Source organism: Streptomyces sp. TG1A-60 (assembly GCF_037201975.1).
In the GTDB taxonomy this organism is placed as follows: domain Bacteria; phylum Actinomycetota; class Actinomycetes; order Streptomycetales; family Streptomycetaceae; genus Streptomyces.
Genome location: NZ_CP147520.1, coordinates 6,952,143 through 6,972,844, shown reverse-complemented (window position 1 = coordinate 6,972,844; position 20,702 = coordinate 6,952,143). Strand labels below are relative to the sequence as shown.

General features: G+C 73.0%; 13 protein-coding genes and 2 pseudogenes. 9 read left to right on the top strand and 6 right to left on the bottom strand.

From position 1 onward, the window contains the following. The first annotated feature begins 136 nt into the window (after positions 1 to 136). The 3 genes and pseudogenes from WBG99_RS30575 (at position 137) to WBG99_RS30565 (ending at position 4,671) form a co-directional block, all read left to right on the top strand. A complete protein-coding gene (locus tag WBG99_RS30575) occupies positions 137 to 2,065 on the top strand; it encodes an ABC transporter permease subunit (RefSeq protein ID WP_338900530.1) in 1,929 nt (642 codons plus the stop codon). A gap of 64 nt (positions 2,066 to 2,129) precedes the next feature. Next, on the top strand, positions 2,130 to 3,107 hold the full coding sequence (locus WBG99_RS30570; RefSeq protein ID WP_338899416.1) for an ABC transporter substrate-binding protein: 978 nt from the start codon (positions 2,130 to 2,132) through the stop codon (positions 3,105 to 3,107). Positions 3,108 to 3,211: 104 nt separating this feature from the next. Then, positions 3,212 to 4,671 (top strand): annotated as a pseudogene (locus WBG99_RS30565) (aldehyde dehydrogenase family protein). A 15-nt stretch (positions 4,672 to 4,686) separates the two neighbouring features. Here the strand turns inward: WBG99_RS30565 and WBG99_RS30560 are convergent. From WBG99_RS30560 to WBG99_RS30550, 3 genes are all read right to left on the bottom strand, one after another. Further along, positions 4,687 to 9,399, bottom strand: coding sequence for a hypothetical protein (locus tag WBG99_RS30560; protein WP_338899415.1), 4,713 nt, complete (start codon positions 9,397 to 9,399; stop codon positions 4,687 to 4,689). A 92-nt stretch (positions 9,400 to 9,491) separates the two neighbouring features. After that, on the bottom strand, positions 9,492 to 10,367 hold the full coding sequence (locus WBG99_RS30555; RefSeq protein WP_338899414.1) for a hypothetical protein: 876 nt from the start codon (positions 10,365 to 10,367) through the stop codon (positions 9,492 to 9,494). 157 nt (positions 10,368 to 10,524) lie between these two features. Then, the gene (locus WBG99_RS30550) at positions 10,525 to 12,048 is read right to left on the bottom strand and encodes a hypothetical protein (protein WP_338899413.1); all 1,524 of its coding nucleotides are present in this window, start codon (positions 12,046 to 12,048) and stop codon (positions 10,525 to 10,527) included. Between the two features lie 196 nt (positions 12,049 to 12,244). Between WBG99_RS30550 and WBG99_RS30545 the strand changes: the two are divergent. From WBG99_RS30545 to WBG99_RS30530, 4 genes and pseudogenes are all read left to right on the top strand, one after another. Continuing rightward, positions 12,245 to 12,497 (top strand): annotated as a pseudogene (locus WBG99_RS30545) (DUF1445 domain-containing protein); the annotation flags it as partial. A gap of 51 nt (positions 12,498 to 12,548) precedes the next feature. Next, a complete protein-coding gene (locus tag WBG99_RS30540; RefSeq protein WP_338899412.1) occupies positions 12,549 to 13,307 on the top strand; it encodes a 5-oxoprolinase subunit PxpA in 759 nt (252 codons plus the stop codon). After that, complete coding sequence (locus tag WBG99_RS30535; RefSeq protein ID WP_338899411.1) at positions 13,304 to 13,915, top strand: allophanate hydrolase subunit 1; 612 nt, start codon at positions 13,304 to 13,306, stop codon at positions 13,913 to 13,915. The genes WBG99_RS30540 and WBG99_RS30535 overlap by 4 nt, the downstream gene beginning before the upstream one ends. After that, the gene (locus tag WBG99_RS30530) at positions 13,912 to 14,784 is read left to right on the top strand and encodes a biotin-dependent carboxyltransferase family protein (protein WP_338899409.1); all 873 of its coding nucleotides are present in this window, start codon (positions 13,912 to 13,914) and stop codon (positions 14,782 to 14,784) included. Before WBG99_RS30535 ends, WBG99_RS30530 begins: the two co-directional genes overlap by 4 nt. 111 nt (positions 14,785 to 14,895) lie before the next feature. Here the strand turns inward: WBG99_RS30530 and WBG99_RS30525 are convergent, their stop codons facing one another. Then, positions 14,896 to 16,314: a HEAT repeat domain-containing protein gene (locus WBG99_RS30525; RefSeq protein ID WP_338899408.1), complete on the bottom strand. Its 1,419-nt coding sequence runs from the start codon at positions 16,312 to 16,314 to the stop codon at positions 14,896 to 14,898. Positions 16,315 to 16,617: 303 nt separating this feature from the next. Beyond that, complete coding sequence (locus tag WBG99_RS30520; RefSeq protein WP_338899407.1) at positions 16,618 to 17,010, bottom strand: ankyrin repeat domain-containing protein; 393 nt, start codon at positions 17,008 to 17,010, stop codon at positions 16,618 to 16,620. A gap of 316 nt (positions 17,011 to 17,326) precedes the next feature. Here WBG99_RS30520 and WBG99_RS30515 point away from each other — a divergent pair, with 316 nt between their 5' ends. Next, positions 17,327 to 17,521: a hypothetical protein gene (locus tag WBG99_RS30515; RefSeq protein ID WP_055540730.1), complete on the top strand. Its 195-nt coding sequence runs from the start codon at positions 17,327 to 17,329 to the stop codon at positions 17,519 to 17,521. Between the two features lie 37 nt (positions 17,522 to 17,558). Beyond that, the gene (locus WBG99_RS30510; RefSeq protein ID WP_338899405.1) at positions 17,559 to 19,112 is read left to right on the top strand and encodes an ATP-binding protein; all 1,554 of its coding nucleotides are present in this window, start codon (positions 17,559 to 17,561) and stop codon (positions 19,110 to 19,112) included. Between the two features lie 54 nt (positions 19,113 to 19,166). On the opposite strand, the gene WBG99_RS30505 is transcribed toward WBG99_RS30510, so the two are convergent. Beyond that, entirely contained in the window at positions 19,167 to 20,666 is a 1,500-nt protein-coding gene (locus tag WBG99_RS30505; protein ID WP_338899403.1) for a PLP-dependent aminotransferase family protein, read from the bottom strand. Positions 20,667 to 20,702: the final 36 nt, after the last annotated feature.

Here is a 20,702-nt window from a genome sequence, read left to right as displayed (position 1 = left end):
GCGGCGGCGAGGCGGTGAGCGACGCATGAGCACGCTCAGCCCCGCGAAATCCCAGGACCCGGAGAAAGTCAGCTCCCCGCCGGGCGGCGAGCCCGGACCCGGCACCCGCTCGCTGCTGCTGCGGCGACTCACGGTGATGCACCCCGTACGCCGGCGGCTGGCGGGACTCGCCGCGCTCGCCGTCGTGCTGGTGCCGCTCGCGGCGGTGCTGTGGGGAGCCGGCACCTGGCCGAACCAACTGGGCGTCGACGTCTCCGGTCCGCTGGACGACTTCAGTCAGTGGATCATCGACAACCGCGACACCAGCCCCGTCTTCCTGTATTTCCTGCTGCACCTCAGCAACACCTCGGTCGACGCCGTCGACGGGGTCTACTCGCTGCTCGACACACTCGGCTGGCCGGGCGTCACCGCCGCCGCCGTGCTGCTCGCCTGGCGTGCCGGAGGTGCCGGCCGGGCCGGCCTGAAGGTCGCCGGGATCACGCTGGCCGCGTTCGTCGGCTGCGGGCTGCTCGGCATGTGGGACCCGGCGATGCTGACGCTGGCCCTCATGGTCGTGGCGGTCGCCGTCTCCGCGCTCGTCGGTTTCCTGCTGGGCCTGGCCGCCGGCCTCTCCGACCGGTTCGACCGGGGTCTCAGGCCGGTCCTGGACACCATGCAGGTGCTGCCGGCCTTCGCCTACCTGCTGCCCTTCGTGCTGGTCTTCGGCACCGGGTCTCCCGCCGCCCTGCTGGCCACCGTGATCTACGCCGCGCCGCCCATGGCCCGGCTCACCGCGCTGGGTCTGCGCGGCGCCGACCCGTCGGTACTGGAGGCCTCGGCGTCACTGGGCGCGGGCCGCAGGCAGCAGTTGCTCACCGCGCGGCTGCCCCTGGCCCGCAAGGAGCTCCTGCTGGGCCTCAACCAGACGATCATGATGGCGCTGTCGATGGTCGTCATCGCCTCGGTGATCGGCGCCGGCGGCCTCGGCGACGAGGTGTACTCGGCGCTGTCCACCGTCGATGTCGGCGCCGCCCTCACCGCCGGCATCCCGATCGTGCTGATCGCCGTCTGGCTGGACCGGACGACCGAGGCCGCCGGCGAACAGCTCGGCGCGCCGCCCGTCACGGACGGACCCCGGCTCCTGCACGGCCGGGCCGCCTGGGGTGTGGCCGCCTTCGGAACCGTACTCGCGGTCGTGGCCGGCAAGATCGCCGGTGCGACGGCCTGGCCCGAGGCGTGGACGGTCGACATCTCCGGCCCCGTCAACGGCTTCCAGGCGTGGTTCGTCGACAACGTCCAGGCGGGAGTGCCGCTTCTCGGCGGCACGAAGGTGTGGGCGTCCAACTTCACGGACTGGCTGCTCAACCCGCTGCGCGATCTGCTCCTGAACGCCCCCTGGTGGTCGCTGCTGCTGGTCGCCGCCGCGCTCGCCCTGCTCGTCGGCACCTGGCGCACCGCGCTCACCGCCGTACTGGCCCTGGCCGCGACCGGTGTGCTCGGTGTCTGGCCCGCGACCCTCGACACGCTGTCGCAGGTCCTCGGCGCCCTCGCGCTCACCCTCGTGCTGGGCGTCGCCATCGGTGTCCTCGCCGCCCGGGTGAGCTGGGTGGAGAGCACCCTGCGGCCCGTGCTGGACGTGCTCCAGACCCTGCCGCAGTTCGTCTACCTCATCCCGGTCGTCGCCCTGTTCGGGGTCGGCCGCGCCGCCGCCATCACCGCGGCCGTGGCCTACGCCCTGCCCGCCGTGGTGCGCATCACCACCCAGGGACTGAAGAAGACCGACCCTGCCGCGCTGGAGGCTGCCCGCTCGCTGGGCGCCACCGGTTGGCAGCAGCTGCGCCAGGTGCAACTGCCGCTGGCCCGGCCCGCGTTGCTGCTCGCCCTCAACCAGGGCGTGGTCCTGGTGCTGGCCGTCGTCATCGTCGGCGGTCTCGTCGGCGGCGGCGCGCTCGGCTACGACGTCGTGTACGGCCTGTCCCGCGGAGACCTCGGCGTCGGCCTGGTCGCGGGCGCGGCGATCGTCTGCCTCGGCCTCCTGCTGGACCGGATCACCCAGCCCACGGCCACCCGCAAGCACTCCCCCTGAGCCCAGTCCGCCGTACAGCGCCGCATCGACGCAATCCTGTACCGAAATCTAAGGAAGTTCCCTCGTGCCCCTCGTGAACACCAGACAGCGCCGCCGCGTCCTCCGTACCGCCGTCGCCCTCACGGCCGGTCTCGGCCTCACCGCCGTCGCGGGCTGCGGAGCGGCCGAAACCGGCAAGTCGAGCAGCGCCGGCAGCAGCGACACGATCACCCTCACCAAACCCTCCTGGGTGGGAGCGGAGGCGAACGTGGCGGTCGCGGCCTACGTGCTGGAGAACGAGCTCGACTACAAGGTCAACACCAAGCAGATGGGCGAGGTCATCGCCTGGGACGCACTCAGCAAGGGCACGATCGACGCCATCCTGGAGGACTGGGGCCACCCCGAGCAGGAGAAGCAGTACGTCGAGAAGTCCAAGACGGTCGTCGCCGGTGGCGACCTCGGCGTCACCGGTCACATCGGGTGGTTCGTCCCCAAGTACTGGGCCGACGAGCACCCCGACGTCACCGACTACAAGAACCTCAACAAGTACGCCGACGAGCTGAAGACCTCCGAGAGCGGCGGCAAGGGCCAGCTCCTGGAGGGTTCCCCGGACTACGTCACCTTCGACGACGCCATCATCAAGAACCTCGATCTGGACCTGAAGACGGTCTACGCGGGCTCCGAAGCCGCCCAGATCACCCAGATCCAGCAGAACTACAAGGCCGAGAAGCCCTTCCTCACCTACTGGTGGACCCCGCAGTGGCTGAACGCCCAGGTGGAACTGGTGGAGGTGAAGCTGCCCGAATTCAAGGAGGGCTGCGACGCCGACCCGAAGAAGGTCGCCTGTGCCTACCCCAACACGCCGCTCCAGAAGTGGCTGAACGCCGATTTCGCCAAGGACGGCGGCAAGGCGGCCGAGTTCCTGAAGAACTTCAAGTGGACCGCCGAGGACCAGAACAAGGTCGCCAAGATGATCACGCAGGACAAGCTGTCCTCGCAGGAGGCCGCCAAGAAGTGGGTCGAGGCCAACAAGGACACCGTTGAGGGCTGGCTGCCGAAGTAACGGCACTCGACGGTGCCGTCCGGCGGGCGCGGTGACACCCGCTGGACGGCACCGTCCCCCACTCCACACCCCCAGCGCAGTACGCAGCAAAGGAAGTAAGCAGCATGCCGGACCTGTTCATCGGCGGCGCCTGGACCGCCGCTCTCGACGAGCGGACCCGCGAGATCCGCTGCCCCGCCGACGGCAGCCTGGTCGCGGTCGTCGACGAGGCGGGCGGCAAGGACACGGTGGAGGCGATCGCGGCCGCGCGCCGCGCCTTCGACGAGGGCCCCTGGCCCCGTACCCCGGCGGCCGAGCGCGGTGACCTGCTGCTGCGCGTCGCGGACCTGCTCGCCCGCGACAAGGCGGCGCTCGCCCGCGCCGAGTCCCTCGACACCGGCAAGCGGCTCGTCGAGAGCGAGTACGACATCGACGACATCGTCAACTGCTTCCGCTACTTCGGCCGTACGGCCGCGGCCGAGACGGGCCGCGTGATCGACACCGGCACCGCGGGCGTGGACAGCCGGGTGGTGTACGAGCCGGTCGGCGTCTGCGCGCTGATCACACCGTGGAACTACCCGCTGCTGCAGACGGCGTGGAAGGTCGCCCCGGCGCTGGCGACCGGGAACACCTTCGTCCTGAAGCCGAGCGAGCTGACCCCGCACACCGCGATCCATCTCATGCGGCTGCTCGAGGAGGCTGGCCTGCCCCGGGCGTCGCCAACCTGGTACTGGGCGCCGGCCCGGAGGCGGGCGCCCCCCTCGCCGACCACCCGGACGTGGACCTGGTCTCCTTCACCGGCGGCCTGCAGACCGGCCGTCGCCTCATGGCCGCCGCCGCCGCGACCGTGAAGAAGGTCGCCCTCGAACTCGGCGGCAAGAACCCCAACATCGTCTTCGCGGACGCCGACTTCGACACGGCGGTCGACATGGCGCTGACGGCGGTGTTCCTGCACTCGGGGCAGGTGTGCTCGGCGGGGGCACGACTGCTGGTGGAGGACTCGCTGCACGACCGGTTCGTCGACGAGGTCGTACGCCGGGCCCGGGAGATCCGGCTCGGCGGTCCGTTCGACGAACGGGCCCAGACCGGTCCGCTGATCTCGGCGGAGCACCTCGCCAAGGTCGAGGCGTACGTCGCCCAGGGACTGGCGGAGGGCGCCGTGTTGCGGTGCGGCGGGGCGCGCCCCGAAGGGCTCGACGAGGGCTTCTACTACCTGCCGACCGTGCTCGACGAGTGTGCCGCCGGCATGTCCGTCGTCCAGGAGGAGTCCTTCGGGCCGGTCCTCACCGTGGAACGCTTCACCGACGAGGACGAGGCCGTACGGCTCGCCAACGACACGATCTACGGTCTCGCGGGCGGGATGTGGACCACCGACGAGGCCAAGGCCGCACGCGTCGCGTCCCGGCTGCGGCTGGGCACCGTCTGGATCAACGACTACCACCCCTATGTCCCGCAGGCCGAGTGGGGCGGCTTCAAGCAGTCCGGTACGGGACGGGAACTCGGCCCCGCCGGGCTCGCCGAGTACCAGGAGCCGAAGCACGTCTGGCGCAACACCAGCCCCGCGCCACAGGGCTGGTTCGCGTGAACACCTGACGCACGGTCACTGCCCTGGCGGTGCGGGCCGTTTGAACATGCGTGTCGCGGTGATCTCGGTGTGCACCGCCTCCCCCGCCCGGGGCTGCTGCGGCAGTCCCGGGCGGAGGTGTTCCTCGACGCTGATGTACTTCAGGCCCGCTCGTAGGTCGGCGTCATTGCGCAGGCGGATGACGAGGGGGAACTCCGCCAGTGCCGTGGTGTCGAACAGGCCGGTGGTGTAGAGGAGTTGCACGCCCAGGGCGTCCGACACCGCCCGCTGGAGCTCCAGCAGGTAGGTCGCGTTGGCGCGGCCGATGGGGTTGTCGAGGAACAGTGTGCCGGCGTGGCGGTGTCTGTCCCGTCCTCGGTCGTTGCTGCGCAGAGCGGCCATCGTGCAGTAGAGGGCGATGGCGGCGGTGAGGAGCTGACCGCCGGAGAAGACGTCACCCATCTGGCCGACGGGCACGCGCTCGGCTCGCAGGACCGCGTCCGGCTTGAGGATCTCGACGGCGACGCCCTTGGGCTGGAGCGCGGCGCTCACGCCCCGGAGCAGCAGGGACATGCCGTCACGGCGCATGTCGGAGTTCTTCTTCACCGCCGCGCGGGTCGCCTCGTCGACGACCTCACCGAGTCGCTCGGTGAGGGTGGCCTGGTCGGGTTCGTCGAAGCGGATGCGCAGGAACTCCTGCCCGGACCACTCCCCCAGCCCCTCGGGCAGCCTGGACAGCCGCTGGGCGGACCGGAGGGTGGCGAGCGCCGACTCGACGAGGCCCCGCAGCCGGTCGACGATCGAGTCCCGGTTGCGTTCCAGCTGCGCCAGCTCGTCCGTGAGGACCCGGAGGCGGGGTGCGAAGGCGTCCGCCCACTTCTGGGCGTGCTCGGGCAGGGACGAGGCGGGCAGTTCGCGGATCTGCTGGCGGGCGGGCGTGCGGACCTGCTCGTAGCGGGTGGAGTTGGCGTGCCGCACGAGGACGTCGCATGCCTCGCGTACGGCGCCCTCGGCGGCGGAGAGGTCGGCGGCGCAGCCGCGCAGCAAGCGGCGCGTCTCGCCGGCGGACCCACGCGCCTCCTCGATACCGCCGGGGTAGGGTTCGGGCTCCTCCTGGTCGTCGTCCGTGGAGTGGTCACGGAGGAGGTCGCGGAGCAGGGCGGCGGTCTCCTCGAAGCCCACGGCCGCGTCCTCGGCGGCGCGGTGGGACTCCAGCAGCTCGGCGTGGGCCTCGCGGGCCTGGCTCAACGCCTCGGTGCGGGACGCGAGTTCGGCGGTGGCGGTGCGCAGCAGGGCCTGGGCGTGGTCGGCGTCGCGCGGGACCAGCTCCTCGGGCAGCTCGGTGTGGGCCCCGCCCTCGTCGGGGGCGTGCCGCTCGGCCTCGCCGCGCAGTCTGCCGAGCTGTTCGCTCGCGGTGGACATCCGGGTTTCGAGGAGCTGGACGAGTTCCTCGGCGCGGGCGGCGGCGGCCTGCCGTGAGGGCCCGTCGGAGCCGTCGGGCGACTGCAGAAGCTGCTCGGCGCGGTTGCGGACCTTGTTGGTCAACCGGTCCAGGTCGGCGATCGCGGCGCTCTCGTCGCTCTCGGCCCGCGCCTGCTCGGCGCGCAGATCGGCGCCGACGCCGACCTTCTCGTACACCTGGGAGGCGGCTCGGTACGCCTCGCGGAGCGCGGCGAGGGGCTGTCTCGGCGCGTCGGAGTCCGTCTCCGGTACGTCGTCGGGGGCGCCCGCGATCTCCGCGCGCTCGGCGCGCAGCGCGCGCGCCGTACGACGGGCGTCGTCGGCGCCGCGTTGGGTGGCGCGGCGGTCCTCGTCGGCGGCGCGGGCCCGCTCCAGGCAGGCCTGGGCGCGGGCCTCGGACTCGGCGGCCTCGTCGGCGAGTTCGCGGAGCTTGACCTGCCAGCCGGCGCGCTCGCGCAGCCGGAAGGCGAGTCCGGCGAGGGCGTCGGCGGCACGGCGGGCCTTCTGCGCGGCCTCCTGCCGCCCGTCCCGTACGTGGGCCGCCCCGGCCGCCGCTTCCTCGGCCTCGGCGCGCACGGTCCGCGCCTCCGCCAGCTCCGCCTCGGCCTCCTCGGCGAACGCCCGCGTCTCCCGGGCGGCCGAGGACAGCTCGGTGAGCCGCCCGGCCGGGCACCCGGTGCGCCACGAGGCGAGCCGCGCGGCGAGCTCCCGGTCCTTGGCGAGCCGCGCCGCCAGCTCCCGGATCTCCTCGTCCCGCTCGGTGGCCCGCGCGCGCAGCGCCTGCCGCTCCTCGTCGGCGGCGTGCTCGTCGTGCATGGCCGGGTTCGGCGGTACGAGGAAGACGTCGGGAGAGGGGCCGTCGCCGGAGTCCACGGGCGGGGTCGGTGCCAGCAGGGCCGACGCCGTACCGACGGCCACGGCGGACCTCGGGAGCAGTGCCGCGTCGCTCAGCGCCTCGCGGGCCCGGGCATGCGAGTCCGGGTCGGTGATGATCACGCCGTCGACCAGCTCCGGGCGGGCGGCCAGCACGCGCGCGTGGTCGGCGGGGTCCACGGCCTGGGCGAGGTACCGCCAACCGGGGAGGGCGGGGATGCCGTGCTCGCCGAGGAACTCGACGGTCGCCAGGACGTCCGGTCCCGGCGGCAGCAGCCCGCCGTCGCCGAGGGCACCCAGAATACGGGAGTCGTCGGCCGCGGCGGTGCGCAGCTCGAAGAGGTGGCGCTCGGCGGAGGACACGTTGTCGTCGAGCAGGTCGCGCAGTTCGTCGGCGAAGCGGTCCAGTTCCTCGGGGGCGAGGGGGCCTTCGGCGGAGCCACGGATGGCATCGGCGGCACCGGACACCGTGCGGGAGCCGTCCGCCGCGTCGGTGGCATGCCCCGTGCCGGCAGCGGTCGCACCGCCCCGGCGGGGCGCGGGGACCCCGGCCCGCCCCTGGCCGGCGGCGCCGGGCAGGCTGAGCAGCTCCGCCAGCCGCTCCTCCCCCGCCAGGGCCTCCGCCGTGCGCCGCTCGCCGTCGTAGGCGCGCTCGGCGGCGACGGCCGCGTCCGCCGCGCGGGCGGCCGTCAGCTCCGCGCGGGACTCGGCGGAGGCCGCCTCCCGGGCGTGCTCGGAGGCGCGGCGCGAGGCGTCGCGGGCGGTGTCCCAGGCGGCGACGGCCGTCTTCTCGGCGTCGCTGGCGGCGAGGGCGGCCCGGGCCGGGTCGGCGTCGGGCGCGCTGTCGTCGAGCCAGCCCGCGCGGACGGCCTCGGCGGTCTCCTGTTCGACCTCGCTCAGCCGCTGCCTCAGGTGCCCGATCTCGCTGCGGGCGCGCTGCGCCTCGGTGGCGGCGGCGGTCGCGTCCCGGTGGGCGGCCTCGCCGGCCTCCTGCAGGGCGGCCGACCGCTCCTCGCCCTCGTTCGCCAGGTTCTCGGCGCCCCCGGCGGCGGCGTGCAGGGCGCCTACGAGGTCGATGGCGGCCTTCGCGCGGGCGGCGAGCGCCGGGGCAGCGTCCCGCTCGGCCTCCTGGATCGCGGCGGCCACCCGGGCGACCCGGTCGGCGGCGGCCCGGTGCCGGAGCACGGCCTCGGCGGCCTGCCAGGCGGAGTGCAGCGTGCGCGCGTCGGCCAGCTCCCGCTTCTGCGCTGCGGCGGACCTCTCGGCGGCGGCCAGCGCCAACGAGGCGTGCCGGTAGGCCAGTTCGGCCGCGATCAGGGAGCTGCGGTCGCGGACGGCCTCGGCGTGAGTGACCGTGTACGCGGCGGCGGTGACGCGCTGGGCGAGGTCGGCGCCCCGGACCCGCTCCAGCGCGGCCCTGGCCGACAGCCGCCGGGCCAGGGTGCGGGTGCGCCGCTCGGCGCCGGCGTGGATGTCCCGGGCCCGCGACCGCGCCTCGGCGGCCTCGACGATCCGCCCGAGCAGATCCACCGATCCGGCCGTGAAGTCCCGCTCGGCGATCAACTCGGCACGACGGCCGAGCTTGTCACCGAACCCGCCGACCAGGTCGGCGAGCCCGTCCGTGTCGCGCGTGTCGGTGACGGCCCGCAGCAGCAGATCGGTGAAGTCGGAGTCCTTCTTCACCGCGAACAGTCCGGCGGCCTCACCCTCGTCGGCGTTCATCTCCCGTTGGTAGCGGAAGAGTTCGGGGTCGAGACCGAGGTCCGTCAGATGCTCGTTCCAGCGGTCGTGGATCTCCTCCCAGTGCACTTCGAGATGCGGATACGCCTTGCCCGCCTCGGTGATGGCGTCCCTGAAACCCTTCATGGTGCGCCGCCGCCCCTGCGCCCCCGACGAGCCCTCCACGGGGGGCCGTACGGCGGTGGACTCGGCGACGGGAAGGTTGTCCAGGCTCAGCCCAGGCCCGGGACGGAAGGAGTACCAGGCCTCGGCGAACTTCCGGGGGTCGTTGGAGACCTGCCGTCCCCGCCACTCGCTCGCCTTGCCGACCACGACGCACTCGCCGGTCAGCGTGTGCTGCCACTCCAGCGCGACATGCCCGCAGTCGTCCGCCAGCAGGAACTTCCGCAGTACGCCCGAGCTGGCACCGCCCAGGGTGTTCCGGTGGCCCGGCAGCATCACCGAGAAGATCAGCTTGAGCAGGACCGACTTGCCGCCGCCGTTCTCCAGGAAGAGCACGCCCGCCGGGGCCGGCCGGCGCGGTGGCCCGGTCGGTTCCTCCTCGAAGAACTCCGCCTGCTGCGGCGCGGGGTCGGGCACGTGCTCGCCCACACCCCTCAGGTCCAGCACGGTGTCGGCGTAACGCGCACCGGCCGGCCCGATGGAGTAGAGGCGGACCCGGGACAGCTCGTACATGGCGGCGGACTTTCGCGGTCGTGACGGTGGTGCGGTCGGTGGTGCGTGAGGTCGGGGGTCAACGAGGGACGGGCATCGTGAGCGGGCGGGAATCAGGAGTGGAACGGCAACCCTGCGTCGGCCACCAGCTCCAGATCGTCGGTGTCCTCGGCGGGCAGCAGCGTGGCCGTGCCGTCGGTGACGGGCACGATGCCCAGTTCCAGCAGCTCGGCCATCGCGGCACTGCCCGCCATGTCGCGTACCTGGAGTTGATAACGCGCGGTGGTCCGATACGTACCGCCGTTGTCGTCCCCCGTGCGCTGCAGGAACCCGGAGTCGGTCAGGAAGCCCACCGCCTTGGCGATGATGCCGGTGGTCGACCCCGCCAGTCGGCGCGCGTCCTTGGTGGCCCCGGTGGAACTGCGTCTGGCCCAGATCCGCCAGGCCGACTCCAGCCCCGGCGCGTCGCTCACCGGGTCGGTGTTCTCGCCCTGCTCCTCGGCCCGCTCCTCCAGCCGGCGGCAGGCCTGACGCACGAAGGCGTCGACCCCGTTGACCGACACCCGCCCGATGTACCCGTCGTCCGCGAGGTCCTCCGGCCTCGGAAACGCCATCGCGGCGACCGCGAGATGTGCCAGACCGTGCAGGAACCGGTCCACCGAGTCCGCCGACGTCCGCCGCGCGTAGTCCCCCATCCGCACGGCGAACACGGAGTCCTCGGCCGCCGTCACCGCCATCCCCGCCCTCGGCGACACCTCCAGCACGACCAGCCCGAGCCCGGTTGCCACGGCATCGGCGAGCCGAGCGAACGCCGGGTCCTCCCGATACCGCCGCAACAGCTCTCCGTACTCCTGATCCCGGGCAGGCTGCACCTTGGGCTGAAGCCCGAAGGCAACGAGCCGAGCGGCATCGGCGGCGTCGGCGGGAGTGAGAGGGGCAGCCACCGGAGCAGCCACTTCGGGCTCACTCCACTCGACATGCTCGCTCACGGCAGGAACTCCTTGATTTCACGACAAGAGGGCGGGGCAGCAAGGTAGGGGGCGCGGCCCTGCGACATCTGCGGCTCCGCCGCGTGGGCGCGACCAGCCACGGACAACCCGCGCCCGACACACGACCGGTGGTTTCCGGGCTCTCCCGGGGGAGCGTTCACGCCGCCTCCCGGTCCGCCGCCATCCCGGCCGCGTCCAACAAGGCCATCCCCACGATCAGGTCCGCCCCACCGAACTCGGGATCGTCGAGCTCCGTCCCGTCATCGACAGCGAAAAGCAGCTTCTTCTCCCCCTGCCGATAGGCCGTACCGACCGGCGGGCTGGCCGCGTGCACGGCCAGCAGCGCGACCAGATAGGGCAGTTCGGCGTCCCGAAGCCGCGCCTGCGCCAACAGCCCCGACAACCGCCGTGGCGCGTCGGCGGGCAGATCCAGCAGCTCCTTCGCCGCGGCCAACTGTTCCTCGCTGAACCGGCTGTCGTCCGGTGTGGCGATCAGGTCCGGCTCCGGCATCTCCGCCCCGAGATGCTCCCGCTCCACCGGCGGCGTGAACAGGAGATCGACGAGATCCCCCACCCGCACGGACCCCGGCGTACGCAACCCCGTCCCACGAGCGAAGAACGCGTCGGTCACCCGCCGGGCCTGCTCCACGGGCAGCGGCAGCAAGGGCGCGACCAGATGCCCGTAGAGGTCGATCCCCGAGGTCGTCATCGGTGTGGCGAAGGCTTGCCGGTCCTGCTCCGCGCGGAACAGCGGCCCGGCCTCCAGCAGCCGGGACTGGAGCTGTGTGTGCCGCCGGATGCAGTCCTTGACGATGTCGACCAGTTCTGCCGCGCGCCGCTTGTGCTCGGGCTCCTCGGACTCGTCACGGGCCTTGCGGATGTTCGTGAGGATCGCGTTCTCGTGGCGGTAGCGGTCGGCGACGTGATCGAGCGCCTCGGCGATCATGTCGGGCACGGTCTGGAGCCAGTCGACCGCTCGGACATTGCGCCGGGTGGCGTCCAACGCCTTCCGAAGAGTCTCCGAGTACTGCACGGTCCGGTACCGGGCCTGCTCGGCGGCGAGCTGGGCGTCGGCGAGCCGGCCCCGGCTGATCAGCACCTCCAGCTTGACCTCGGCTGCGATCTGGGCGCTGGTGACGTCGGTGTCGAGGGCGCCCACGAGGACGTTGACGGCCTCGTCGGTCGTCCGGAGGCAGACACCGCCCCCGTAGCCGGGGACCTCCTCGATCAGCTTGAAGTCGTAGTCGCGGCGGACATAGGTGCCGTCGGACGCGAATGTCCCGTACACCGCCCGGAAGCCCCGGTCGACGCTGCCGACGTTGATCAGGTTCTCCAGGACCCAGCGGGCGACCCGCTCGTGCTCCTCGACGGGCCGCCGCGGGGCCTGGGCGGCGATGCGCGGGATGAGGCGGGCGACGACCTGGTCGTGGTCCGCGCCCGTGTCGAAGTCCATGTTCAGTGTGACGAGGTCGATGGCGGCGAGGGCGACCTCGGCCATGCCGTACACCGAGTACTCGCCGGCGAGATTCGCCTTGCGCGCGTCCAGGTCGTGCAGCGGCGCGGTGCAGGCGAGCGCGCGCAGCCGCCGCGCCAGCCCCTCGTCGGCGGCCGGGCCCGGCGCGGGGCGCGACCCCGCGCTGAACTGGGGCGGAACGCTGTCCGTCGATGCGGGTGAACTCACGCTGCACAGACTAGGCGCTGGGTCTGACATCGCGCTCCGCCGGGCGGGCCGGGCGAGAGCGGGGCACCCCGCGGGCGCGGGTCGTCCGTCGCCGATCACGCGGTTCCCCGCGCCCTATACGGGGTGCTGTCCCTCACCCTTCGCCCGTAGTTCTCCACCAGGCCCTTGAGCGAGTCGTCGAGATGCTCCGCCAGCATCCGCTCTGCCTCCGGCCGTGCACGGCGGGCCGGTGCACCGCGGTGAGGTGGCGGACCTCGGCATCGCGGACCTGTCCCGCCCGGACATCGGCGACCCGGTGGACGCCGAGCCGGACGACATCGCGGTGTTCTGGGCCTGCGGGTGACACTCCAGGCCGCGGCGATGGCCTCACGTCCGCCGTTCGCCATCACTCACGCACCGGGCCAGATGTTCCTGACAGACGCAGGGACGAGCAGTACCGCGTGGTCTGACCGGCGCATCCGGGGGACCCGACCAGCGGCACGACCAGCAGAATGGGACGTATGAGCGCCATCGATCTCAACGCCGACCTCGGCGAGGGCTTCGGCCGCTGGCGGCTGACCGACGACGAGCAGTTGCTGTCCGTCGTCACCAGCGCCAACGTGGCCTGCGGTTTCCACGCCGGGGACGCGGCCACCATGCGGCGGGTCTGCGAGCTGGCGGCCGAGCGCGGTGTACGGGTCGGGGCGCAGGTCTCGTACCGCGACCTGGCGGGCTTCGGGCGGCGCGCGATGGACGTACCGCCCGACGAACTGGCGGCCGAGGTGGCGTACCAGATCGGCGCCCTGGAGGTCTTCGCGCGCGCGGCGGGCACGCGCGTGGCGTACGTGAAGCCGCACGGTGCGCTCTACAACCGTGTCGTGCACGACGAGGAACAGGCGGCGGCGGTGGTCGACGGAGTGCTCCTCGCCGATGCCACGCTGCCCGTCCTCGGCCTGCCCGGCTCGCGCTTCCTCAAGGCGGCCGAGAGGGCCGGACTGCCCACTGTCACCGAGGCGTTCGCGGACCGCGCCTACACCGACCGGGGCACCCTGGTGCCGCGCGGTCAGGAGGGCGCCGTGATCACGGACGCAAACGCCGTGGTCGAGCGGTCCGTCGGCCTGGCGCGCACCGGCACGGTCGCCGCCCACTCCGGGCAGCGCATCGCCGTCCGCGCCCGCTCCCTGTGCCTGCACGGGGACACGCCGGGGGCGGTGGAGCTGGCCCGGCGGGTGCGGGCCGGGCTGGCGGCCTCGGGGATCCGTGTGGAGGCGTTCGTATGAGGGCACTGCCGGTCGGGGACCACGCGCTGCTGATCGAGGTGGGCACCGGCGAGGAGGCCGAGGCCCTGCACGCCGAGCTGCTGCGCCGGCGGGCGGCGGGCGACCTGGCGACGGCCGAGATCGTCCCCGCCGCCCGTACGGTCCTCCTGGACGGTCTCGACGACCCGTCCCGCCTCGCCGACCGCCTCGCCTCCTGGGAGGTGCCGCCCGTCCCGGTGCGCGCGGAGGACGTCGTGGAGATCCGTGTCCGGTACGACGGCCCCGACCTGCCGGACGTGGCCGCCCACTGGGATGTCGACGAGGCCGAGGTGGCCCGTATCCACGCGTCGGCCGAGTTCCGCGTGGCGTTCTGCGGCTTCGCGCCCGGCTTCGGCTACCTCACCGGGCTGCCCCGCGAGGTACCGCGCCGGACGACACCGCGCACGGCCGTGCCGGCCGGGTCGGTCGCCCTGGCCGGCCCGTACACGGGCGTGTACCCGCGCTCCTCGCCCGGCGGCTGGCAGCTGATCGGTACGACGGACGCCGTGCTGTGGGACCCCGCGCGCGTGCCGGCCGCGTTGCTGGCGCCGGGCACCCGGGTCCGCTTCGTGCCGGTGGCGGCGCCGTGACCGACCGTTCCCTCACCGTCGTCCGGGCCGGCGCTCTCACCACCGTCCAGGACCGGGGCCGCCCCGGCCACGCCCACCTCGGTGTGCCTCGCTCGGGCGCCCTGGACGCACCCGCAGCCGTAGTGGCAAACCGTCTGGTGGGCAACTCCCCGGCGGCAGCCGTCCTGGAGACCACTCTCAGCGGCTGCTCCGTCCGGCCCTGTTCGACGGTCACCGTGGCCGTCGGGGGCGCCCCGTGCCCCGTCACCGTGGACGGCCGCCCGGTGGCCTGGGGAGCGCCCGTACGGGTCCCCGGAGGGGCACTGCTGGACATCGGGGCGGCCCTCTCCGGCGTGCGGAGCTATCTCGCCCTCTCCGGCGGCGTGGTGGTGGAGCCGGTGCTCGGCAGCCGCTCCACCGACCTGCTGTCGGGCCTCGGGCCACCGCCGTTGACCGACGGCATCGTGCTCCCGCTCGGCCGTCCGGGGCGGGCGCACGCGCACGTGGACGTCGTTCCGCACCCGGCGCCCCCCTCGGAACTCGTTCTGCGGATCACCCTGGGCCCCCGCGACGACTGGTTCACGGACGCGGCACTGCGCACCCTCACCACGCACCCGTACGCCGTCTCCTCCGCGAGCAACCGCATCGGGCTGCGCACGGAGGGGCCCGCCCTCGCGCGTTCCCGGGCGGGTGAACTGCCCAGTGAGGGAATGGTGCTGGGCGCCGTCCAGATGCCGCCGGACGGCCGCCCGGTCGTCTTCCTGGCCGACCACCCGACCACCGGGGGCTATCCGGTGATCGCGGTGGTCCACCCGGCGGACCTGTCCGGCGCGGCGCAGGCCAGGCCGGGCACACCGGTGCGGTTCATCGCCGTGCGGCATAGCTACTGACCAGCGGTGTCGAGCCACCTGCTCGTCTGGGGCCGCCTCACGCCACCTCCGGGCACACATGTCCAGGTCAGGCCGTGTCCATGCGCTCCTGGCGTTCGAGTCACCCGGTGTTCACATCGCGGGCATGTCGGGACCGATTCGGCTGCGTACGGCGGTCTGGACCTCGGCCTCCTCGGCCGGGTCGGCGGCCAGTCGGCGGAGTTGGTCGACCACGCGCGTGTCTCCCGTCTCGGCGTGCCGGGCGGCGATCTCGCGGGTGGTCTCCTCGCAGTCCCAGAGGCATTCGACGGCGAAGCCGGCCGGGAAGGAGGGGTCGGTGGCGGCGAGCGCGCGGGCGGCGCGGCCACGGAGGTGGGAGGAGGCGGTCTCGCGGTAGACATGGCGCAGGACGGGTGCGGCGCAGGCGATGCCCAGGCGGCCGGCGCCGTCGACGAGGGTCCACAGGGTCTGCGCGTCGGGCCCTTCGCCGCGTACGGCCTCGCGCAGCGCGCCCAGCACCAGGTCGCTGTCCCTGGCTCCGCCCAGACAGGCGAGCATGCGTCCGGCGGCGGCGCCCAGGGCGTCGGGCCGGTGGACCCAGCCGCGCGCCAGGTCGACGGCGGCCATGTTGCGCATCCGTTCGAAGGCGTCGACGGCGGCCTCCACGACCATCGTCGTTCCGTCGGTCACGGCGCCCTCGATCAGGTCGAGGGCGCGGGGATCGTTCCCGTCGGCGAGGTAGCGCAGGGCGGTACAGCGGGCACCGTCGTCACCGGATCGGGCGGCCCGGAGAATCTCCGGTCGGTCCTCCGGTCCGGCGACGGCCGTGAGACATCGGGCGGCCGGCACATGGAGGAGGGCTCCGCGTTCGATGCCCTGCTGGGCCCACTCGAACACGGCCTTGACGCTCCACCCCGGCCGGGGCCCGCTCGGCCGCATCTGGCGCTGCCAGCGGTCGAAGCAGCCCGTCTCTTGCGCGGCACGCACACGGGTGGCGATCGCTTCGCGGGGATCGTCGGCCCACAGCCGCCAGGGCCGGGGTTCGAAGGCGTCCCGGACCGCGGCGGCGAGTTCGGCCTCGCCCTCCGGATCGGTGGTGAAGCGGGCCAGGACGGGTTCGGCGAGGGCACGCAGCCCTTCGTCGTCGTCCCTGAGGGCCAGCTCGTCCAGGGCCCAGGCCCAGCTGGTGCCCACGGCGGCGTACCTGCGCAGCAGTTCGAGCGCGTCCCGCCTGCCGTACGAGGCGAGGTGCCCGAGGACCGCGAGGGCGAGTCCGGTGCGGGACTCGTCGGTGTCCAGCACGTCCTCGGCATCGAAGAGGTGCCGCTCGATCTCGTCGAGCTCGCCGCTGAGGTCGAGGTAGAGGCGGGCGTAGTACAGGGAGCGGTTCTCCACCTGCCAGTCGTGGCGGGGGTCGCTCAGCACGCACTGGTTCAGTGCCGCGAGCGCCTCGGCACGCGGGGCGGTGAGCGCGTGCAGGGTGCCGTCGCCGCGGCCCCGCTGCAGCAGGCCGAGCAGCGTACCGCTGGGCGCTATGACCGGTTCGAACATGGGAAACAGCCTCACATCAAGCGTCGACGCAACCGGGGATCGTGCACTACCTGGCCGCGTGACAACACGTCGGGGCGCCCGCCGTCTCTAGCTTGCTGTAGACCATCTTCCTCTGCCTCTCGTCGGTGGCCCATGCGGGCCGCGTCACGGCCCACGCGGTGCGGCAAGAGCTGCCCAGCCATCATGTCCGTGAATCACGAGGTCATGATGACCCGGCGGTTCTTCCTACCGCGACCGAAATATCCGGCGGCCCTGTACCGCCTCCCCCGTCTTTCGTGTCTTACCTGGTCAGAACCATATGAATCAGTGCGCGGCGAACAATTCGAGCAGTTCGGTCCTGGCGAACATCCGCGCCGTGTCGACCGCGTTCGGAGTGCCCGCGAGCGGGTCGGCCCCGCCGTCCAGAAGGACCCGGACAACTCTCTCCTCGCCCTTGAAAACCGCCCCGGCGAGGGGAGTCTGGCCTCGGTCGTTGACGCGGTCGGCCTCACCGCCGCGGGCCAGGAGGGCCTGTACCGCGTCGGCGTGACCGTGGTACGCGGCGAGCATCACGAGCGAGTCGCCTCGGTCGTTGGTGAGGTTGGCCGGAACACCCGCGTCGACGTACGCCACGAGCGCCTCGGTCTCGCCCCGCCGTGCCAGATCGAAGATCTTGGTCGCCAGCTCCACGACCTCGGGGTCGAGGGCTTCGCTCATCACCGGGACCACCTCTCACATACGCGCTTCGAGCCAGGAGCAGTGTGCATCAGGAGCGTACGACGGCGAGCAGCGCCACCGTACGGGTGAATCGCCAGGGTACTGACTCCTCGCGCACATGAGCGGACGGAGCCGAGGCAAAGATCACATCGAGTCCCGCCGGGCGCAACAGCCCAGCTCGAACAGCTCAACGATGGTTCGACCACCCGGTCGAAATCAGTAGATTTTCATCCACTTGCACCTTTTATCGTATGGATACATGCTGTGACCTTGGAAGAACTCATGGTGACTGTCCCCATCAACCAGGAGAGCCCCAATGATTTTGAACATCTCAGGTGTCGTTCTGCTCGGCGTGATCGTCTTCCTGTTCTTCCGCAAGGACGGACTCAAGGCCTCGCACGCCATCGTCGTCACCCTGTTCGGCTTCTACCTCGCCAGTACGGGCATCGCCCCGAGCATCACGGCGGGCGGCGAGAGCCTCGCGAGCCTCCTCGGTGGGATCAAGTTCTGATCCCGTCCCCGTCCGCACGCACCCCCAGGAGACAGCCGTGGCCCGGGCCCCCCTCCCCCGCATCCTGAGCAGCGGCAGCGCGCACCTCACCAGAGGCCGGGAGCTGGTCCGGACGGCGGCCGACGGCGCCACCGACGTCCTCCACCCACTGATCACGATCACCCGTGGTCTGGGGCGGCTGACCGCCGCCGGGCGGCACAAGTGGGCCGAGACCCCGAAGGACCGGCGCGGGTCGCTGCTCTTCCTGGCGGCCTCGGTCGTCCTGGTCGTGACGCTGGTGCCGTACGGCCCGCTGCTCGCCGTCATCACCCTGATGGCGGCGGCGGCCTGGGCGGGCCGCGACCACGCCGCCCGGCAGGCCGACGGCCCGGACGAGTCCCAGAGCCGGCGTCTGCGGTCCCTCTACGAGGCCCTCGTCCCGTACTTCTCGGCCGCCGAGGACCCCGAGCCCCTCTATACGCACGGCGGCGCCTGGGACAAGGCCTTCCCCACCTACGCGTTCGACGGCACGGGCCGCGTCTGCCATCTGCTGGTCCGCTACCCGGCGTACTTCACCGACGGCGAGGCCGAGGCCCGCGCGCGCATCGAGCAACTGCTGCACGCCAAGGCGGGCCGGGGCCGCGAGTACCGCTTCGTCTGGGACGAGGAGGGCAACGAGCTGACCGTGACCGTGCTCGCCCCCCTCGCCACCGACATCGTCGCCCAGCGCTTCGTGACGGTGCCGGGCGAGACGGTCCTCGGCTTCACCGACGCCACCCACGTCCAGCGCACCCTCCCCGTCTCCTGCGCAGCGGAGCAGCGCGACGTCCCCCCGGTCGTCTGGCGCACCGGCGTCCGCACCACCGAACCGCACCTGCTGGCCGTGGGCGAGCCGGGCAGCGGCACGACGACCCTCCTCCGCTCGATCGCCCTGCAGGCCCTCCAGTACGGCGATGTCGTCATCGTCGAGGGCGGCGGCAGCGGCGAGTACGCGTGCCTCACCGGCCGCGACGGGGTCCTGGCCGTGGAGTGCGGTCTCTCCGGAGCCCTGGCGAGCCTGGAGTGGGCCTCGCAGGAGACGGAACGCCGGCTGATCGCCACGAACCGCGCCCGTCAGGCGGGCTGTCCCGCCCCGGACGACACCCGCCGCCCTCTCTGGCTCCTCCTCGACCGCCCGAGCGTCCTGACCCACCTCGCCGCCACCGACGGCCAGCGCGACCCGCAGTCCCTCCTCCAGGTCCCCCTCCGCCACGGCCGCGCCGCGAACGTCACCGTGGTGGTCACCGAACAGTTCGACCACCTGGACACCCTCACGGACGCGGTACGCCAGCACACCCGCGCGCGCGTGGTCCTGGGCCCGGCCACCCCCGAGCAGCTGGAAACGGTCCTGGGCGCCCCACCTCCCACCACCCCCATCACGGACGTCGCCCCAGGTCGCGGCTACGCCCGCCTGGGCCCCTCGCCCGCACTCCGCCTCCAGGTCCCCGCCACCCCGGACCCCTACGACGACAACACCGCCGAGCCGCACCGCCAGGCGGTCCTGGACCTGCTCCCGCCCCTGACGCCCCCCTCCGACCCCGTCACGACGAAGGCAGCGGTGGCCGAGAGCTGAGCCACGCGCAGGTGCGCCCGGCCGAGGCCGCCGAGCGCCCCACCCGGCGAGCACTCACGCCACGGACGTCCGCGGCCCCTCGCCCGCCCCCGGCGCCCCACTCCGCACCAACCGCGCCGCCGCACCCAGCCGCACGGCCGCCTCCTCGGCGACCGCGCCCCCCACGGTGAACGGCAGCCGTACATACCCCTCGAACGCCCCGTCGACCCCGAAGCGAGGCCCCGACGGCACCCGCACCCCCACCCGCTCCCCCAGCTCGGCGAGCCGCGACCCGGACAGCCCTCCCGTACGGACCCACAGGGTCAGCCCACCCCGAGGCTCCGAGAACTCCCAGTCCGGCAACTCCCGACGCACCGCGGCGACCAGCGCGTCCCGGTTCTCCCTCGCCTGCCCCCGCCGAATCTCCACGGCCTGCGCCCACCCGCCCGTGCTCATCAGCCAGTTCACGGCCAACTGCTCCAACACCGGCGTTCCCAGATCCGCGTACGCCCGCGCGGCGACAAGACTCCGGATCACCTCGGGCGCCGCACGCACCCATCCGATCCGCATGCCCGCCCAGAACGCCTTACTGGCGGAGCCGACCGTGATGACCGTGGACCCCGCGGGGTCGAACGCGCAGACGGGTCGTGGCATCTCCACATCCGCGTCGAGGTGCAGCTCGGCCATGGTCTCGTCGACGACGAGCACGGTCCCGGCGGCGCGTGCCGCGTCGACGAGCCCCCGCCGCCGATTCTCGTCGGCGAGCGCGCCGGTCGGGTTGTGGAAGTCGGCGACGACGTACGCGAGGCGCGGCGCCGCGTCCCGCAGCACCTGCCGCCAGCGGTCCATGTCCCACCCGGCGAGCCCGTCGGCCATGGCGACCGGCACCAGCCGGGCCCCCGCCTCCCGCATCAGCTGCAGGATGTTGGCGTACGACGGTGACTCCACCGCGATCCGCTCACCGCGCCCCGCGAAGAGATGGCAGATGGCGTCCATGGCACCCATGGCCCCCGTCGTCACCATGATCTGCTCGGGCATGGTCGGGATCCCGCGCGCGGTGTAGCGCTCGGCGAGCATGGCGCGCAGCGCCGGCAGCCCGGCCGGATAGTCGCCGTGGGTGTGGGCGTAGGGAGGCAGTTCCTCCAGCGCGCCCTGCACGGCCCGGGTGAGCCAGGGCTCGGGCGCGGGCAGGGCCGCGCACCCCAGGTCGATCATCGAGCCGAGCGCCTCGGGCGGCAGTGGTTCCAGCCCGCGCGCGGGAAGCGGCTTCCCGGCCGGTACGGCGGTCCAACTGCCGGCCCCCCGCCGGGATTCCAGGAACCCCTCGGTGCGCAGCGCCTCGTACGCCGCGGCGACCGTCGTACGGCTGACGGAGAGGGACAGCGCCAGTTCGCGCTCGGCGGGCAGCCGGGCGGCCACGGGCACCCGCCCCTCCAGCACCAGCAACCGGATCCCGTCGGCGAGCGCCCGGTAGGCGGGCGGGCGGCGTGTACCGGGGCCGGCGGGGCGCTCCGCTTGCGAGGTGAGCAGCCGCGCCAGCTGCGCCGCGCCGACCGCCGAAGTCCACTGCGCCATGATTCCAGTCCACCTTTCCCAAATTGGCCATGGATG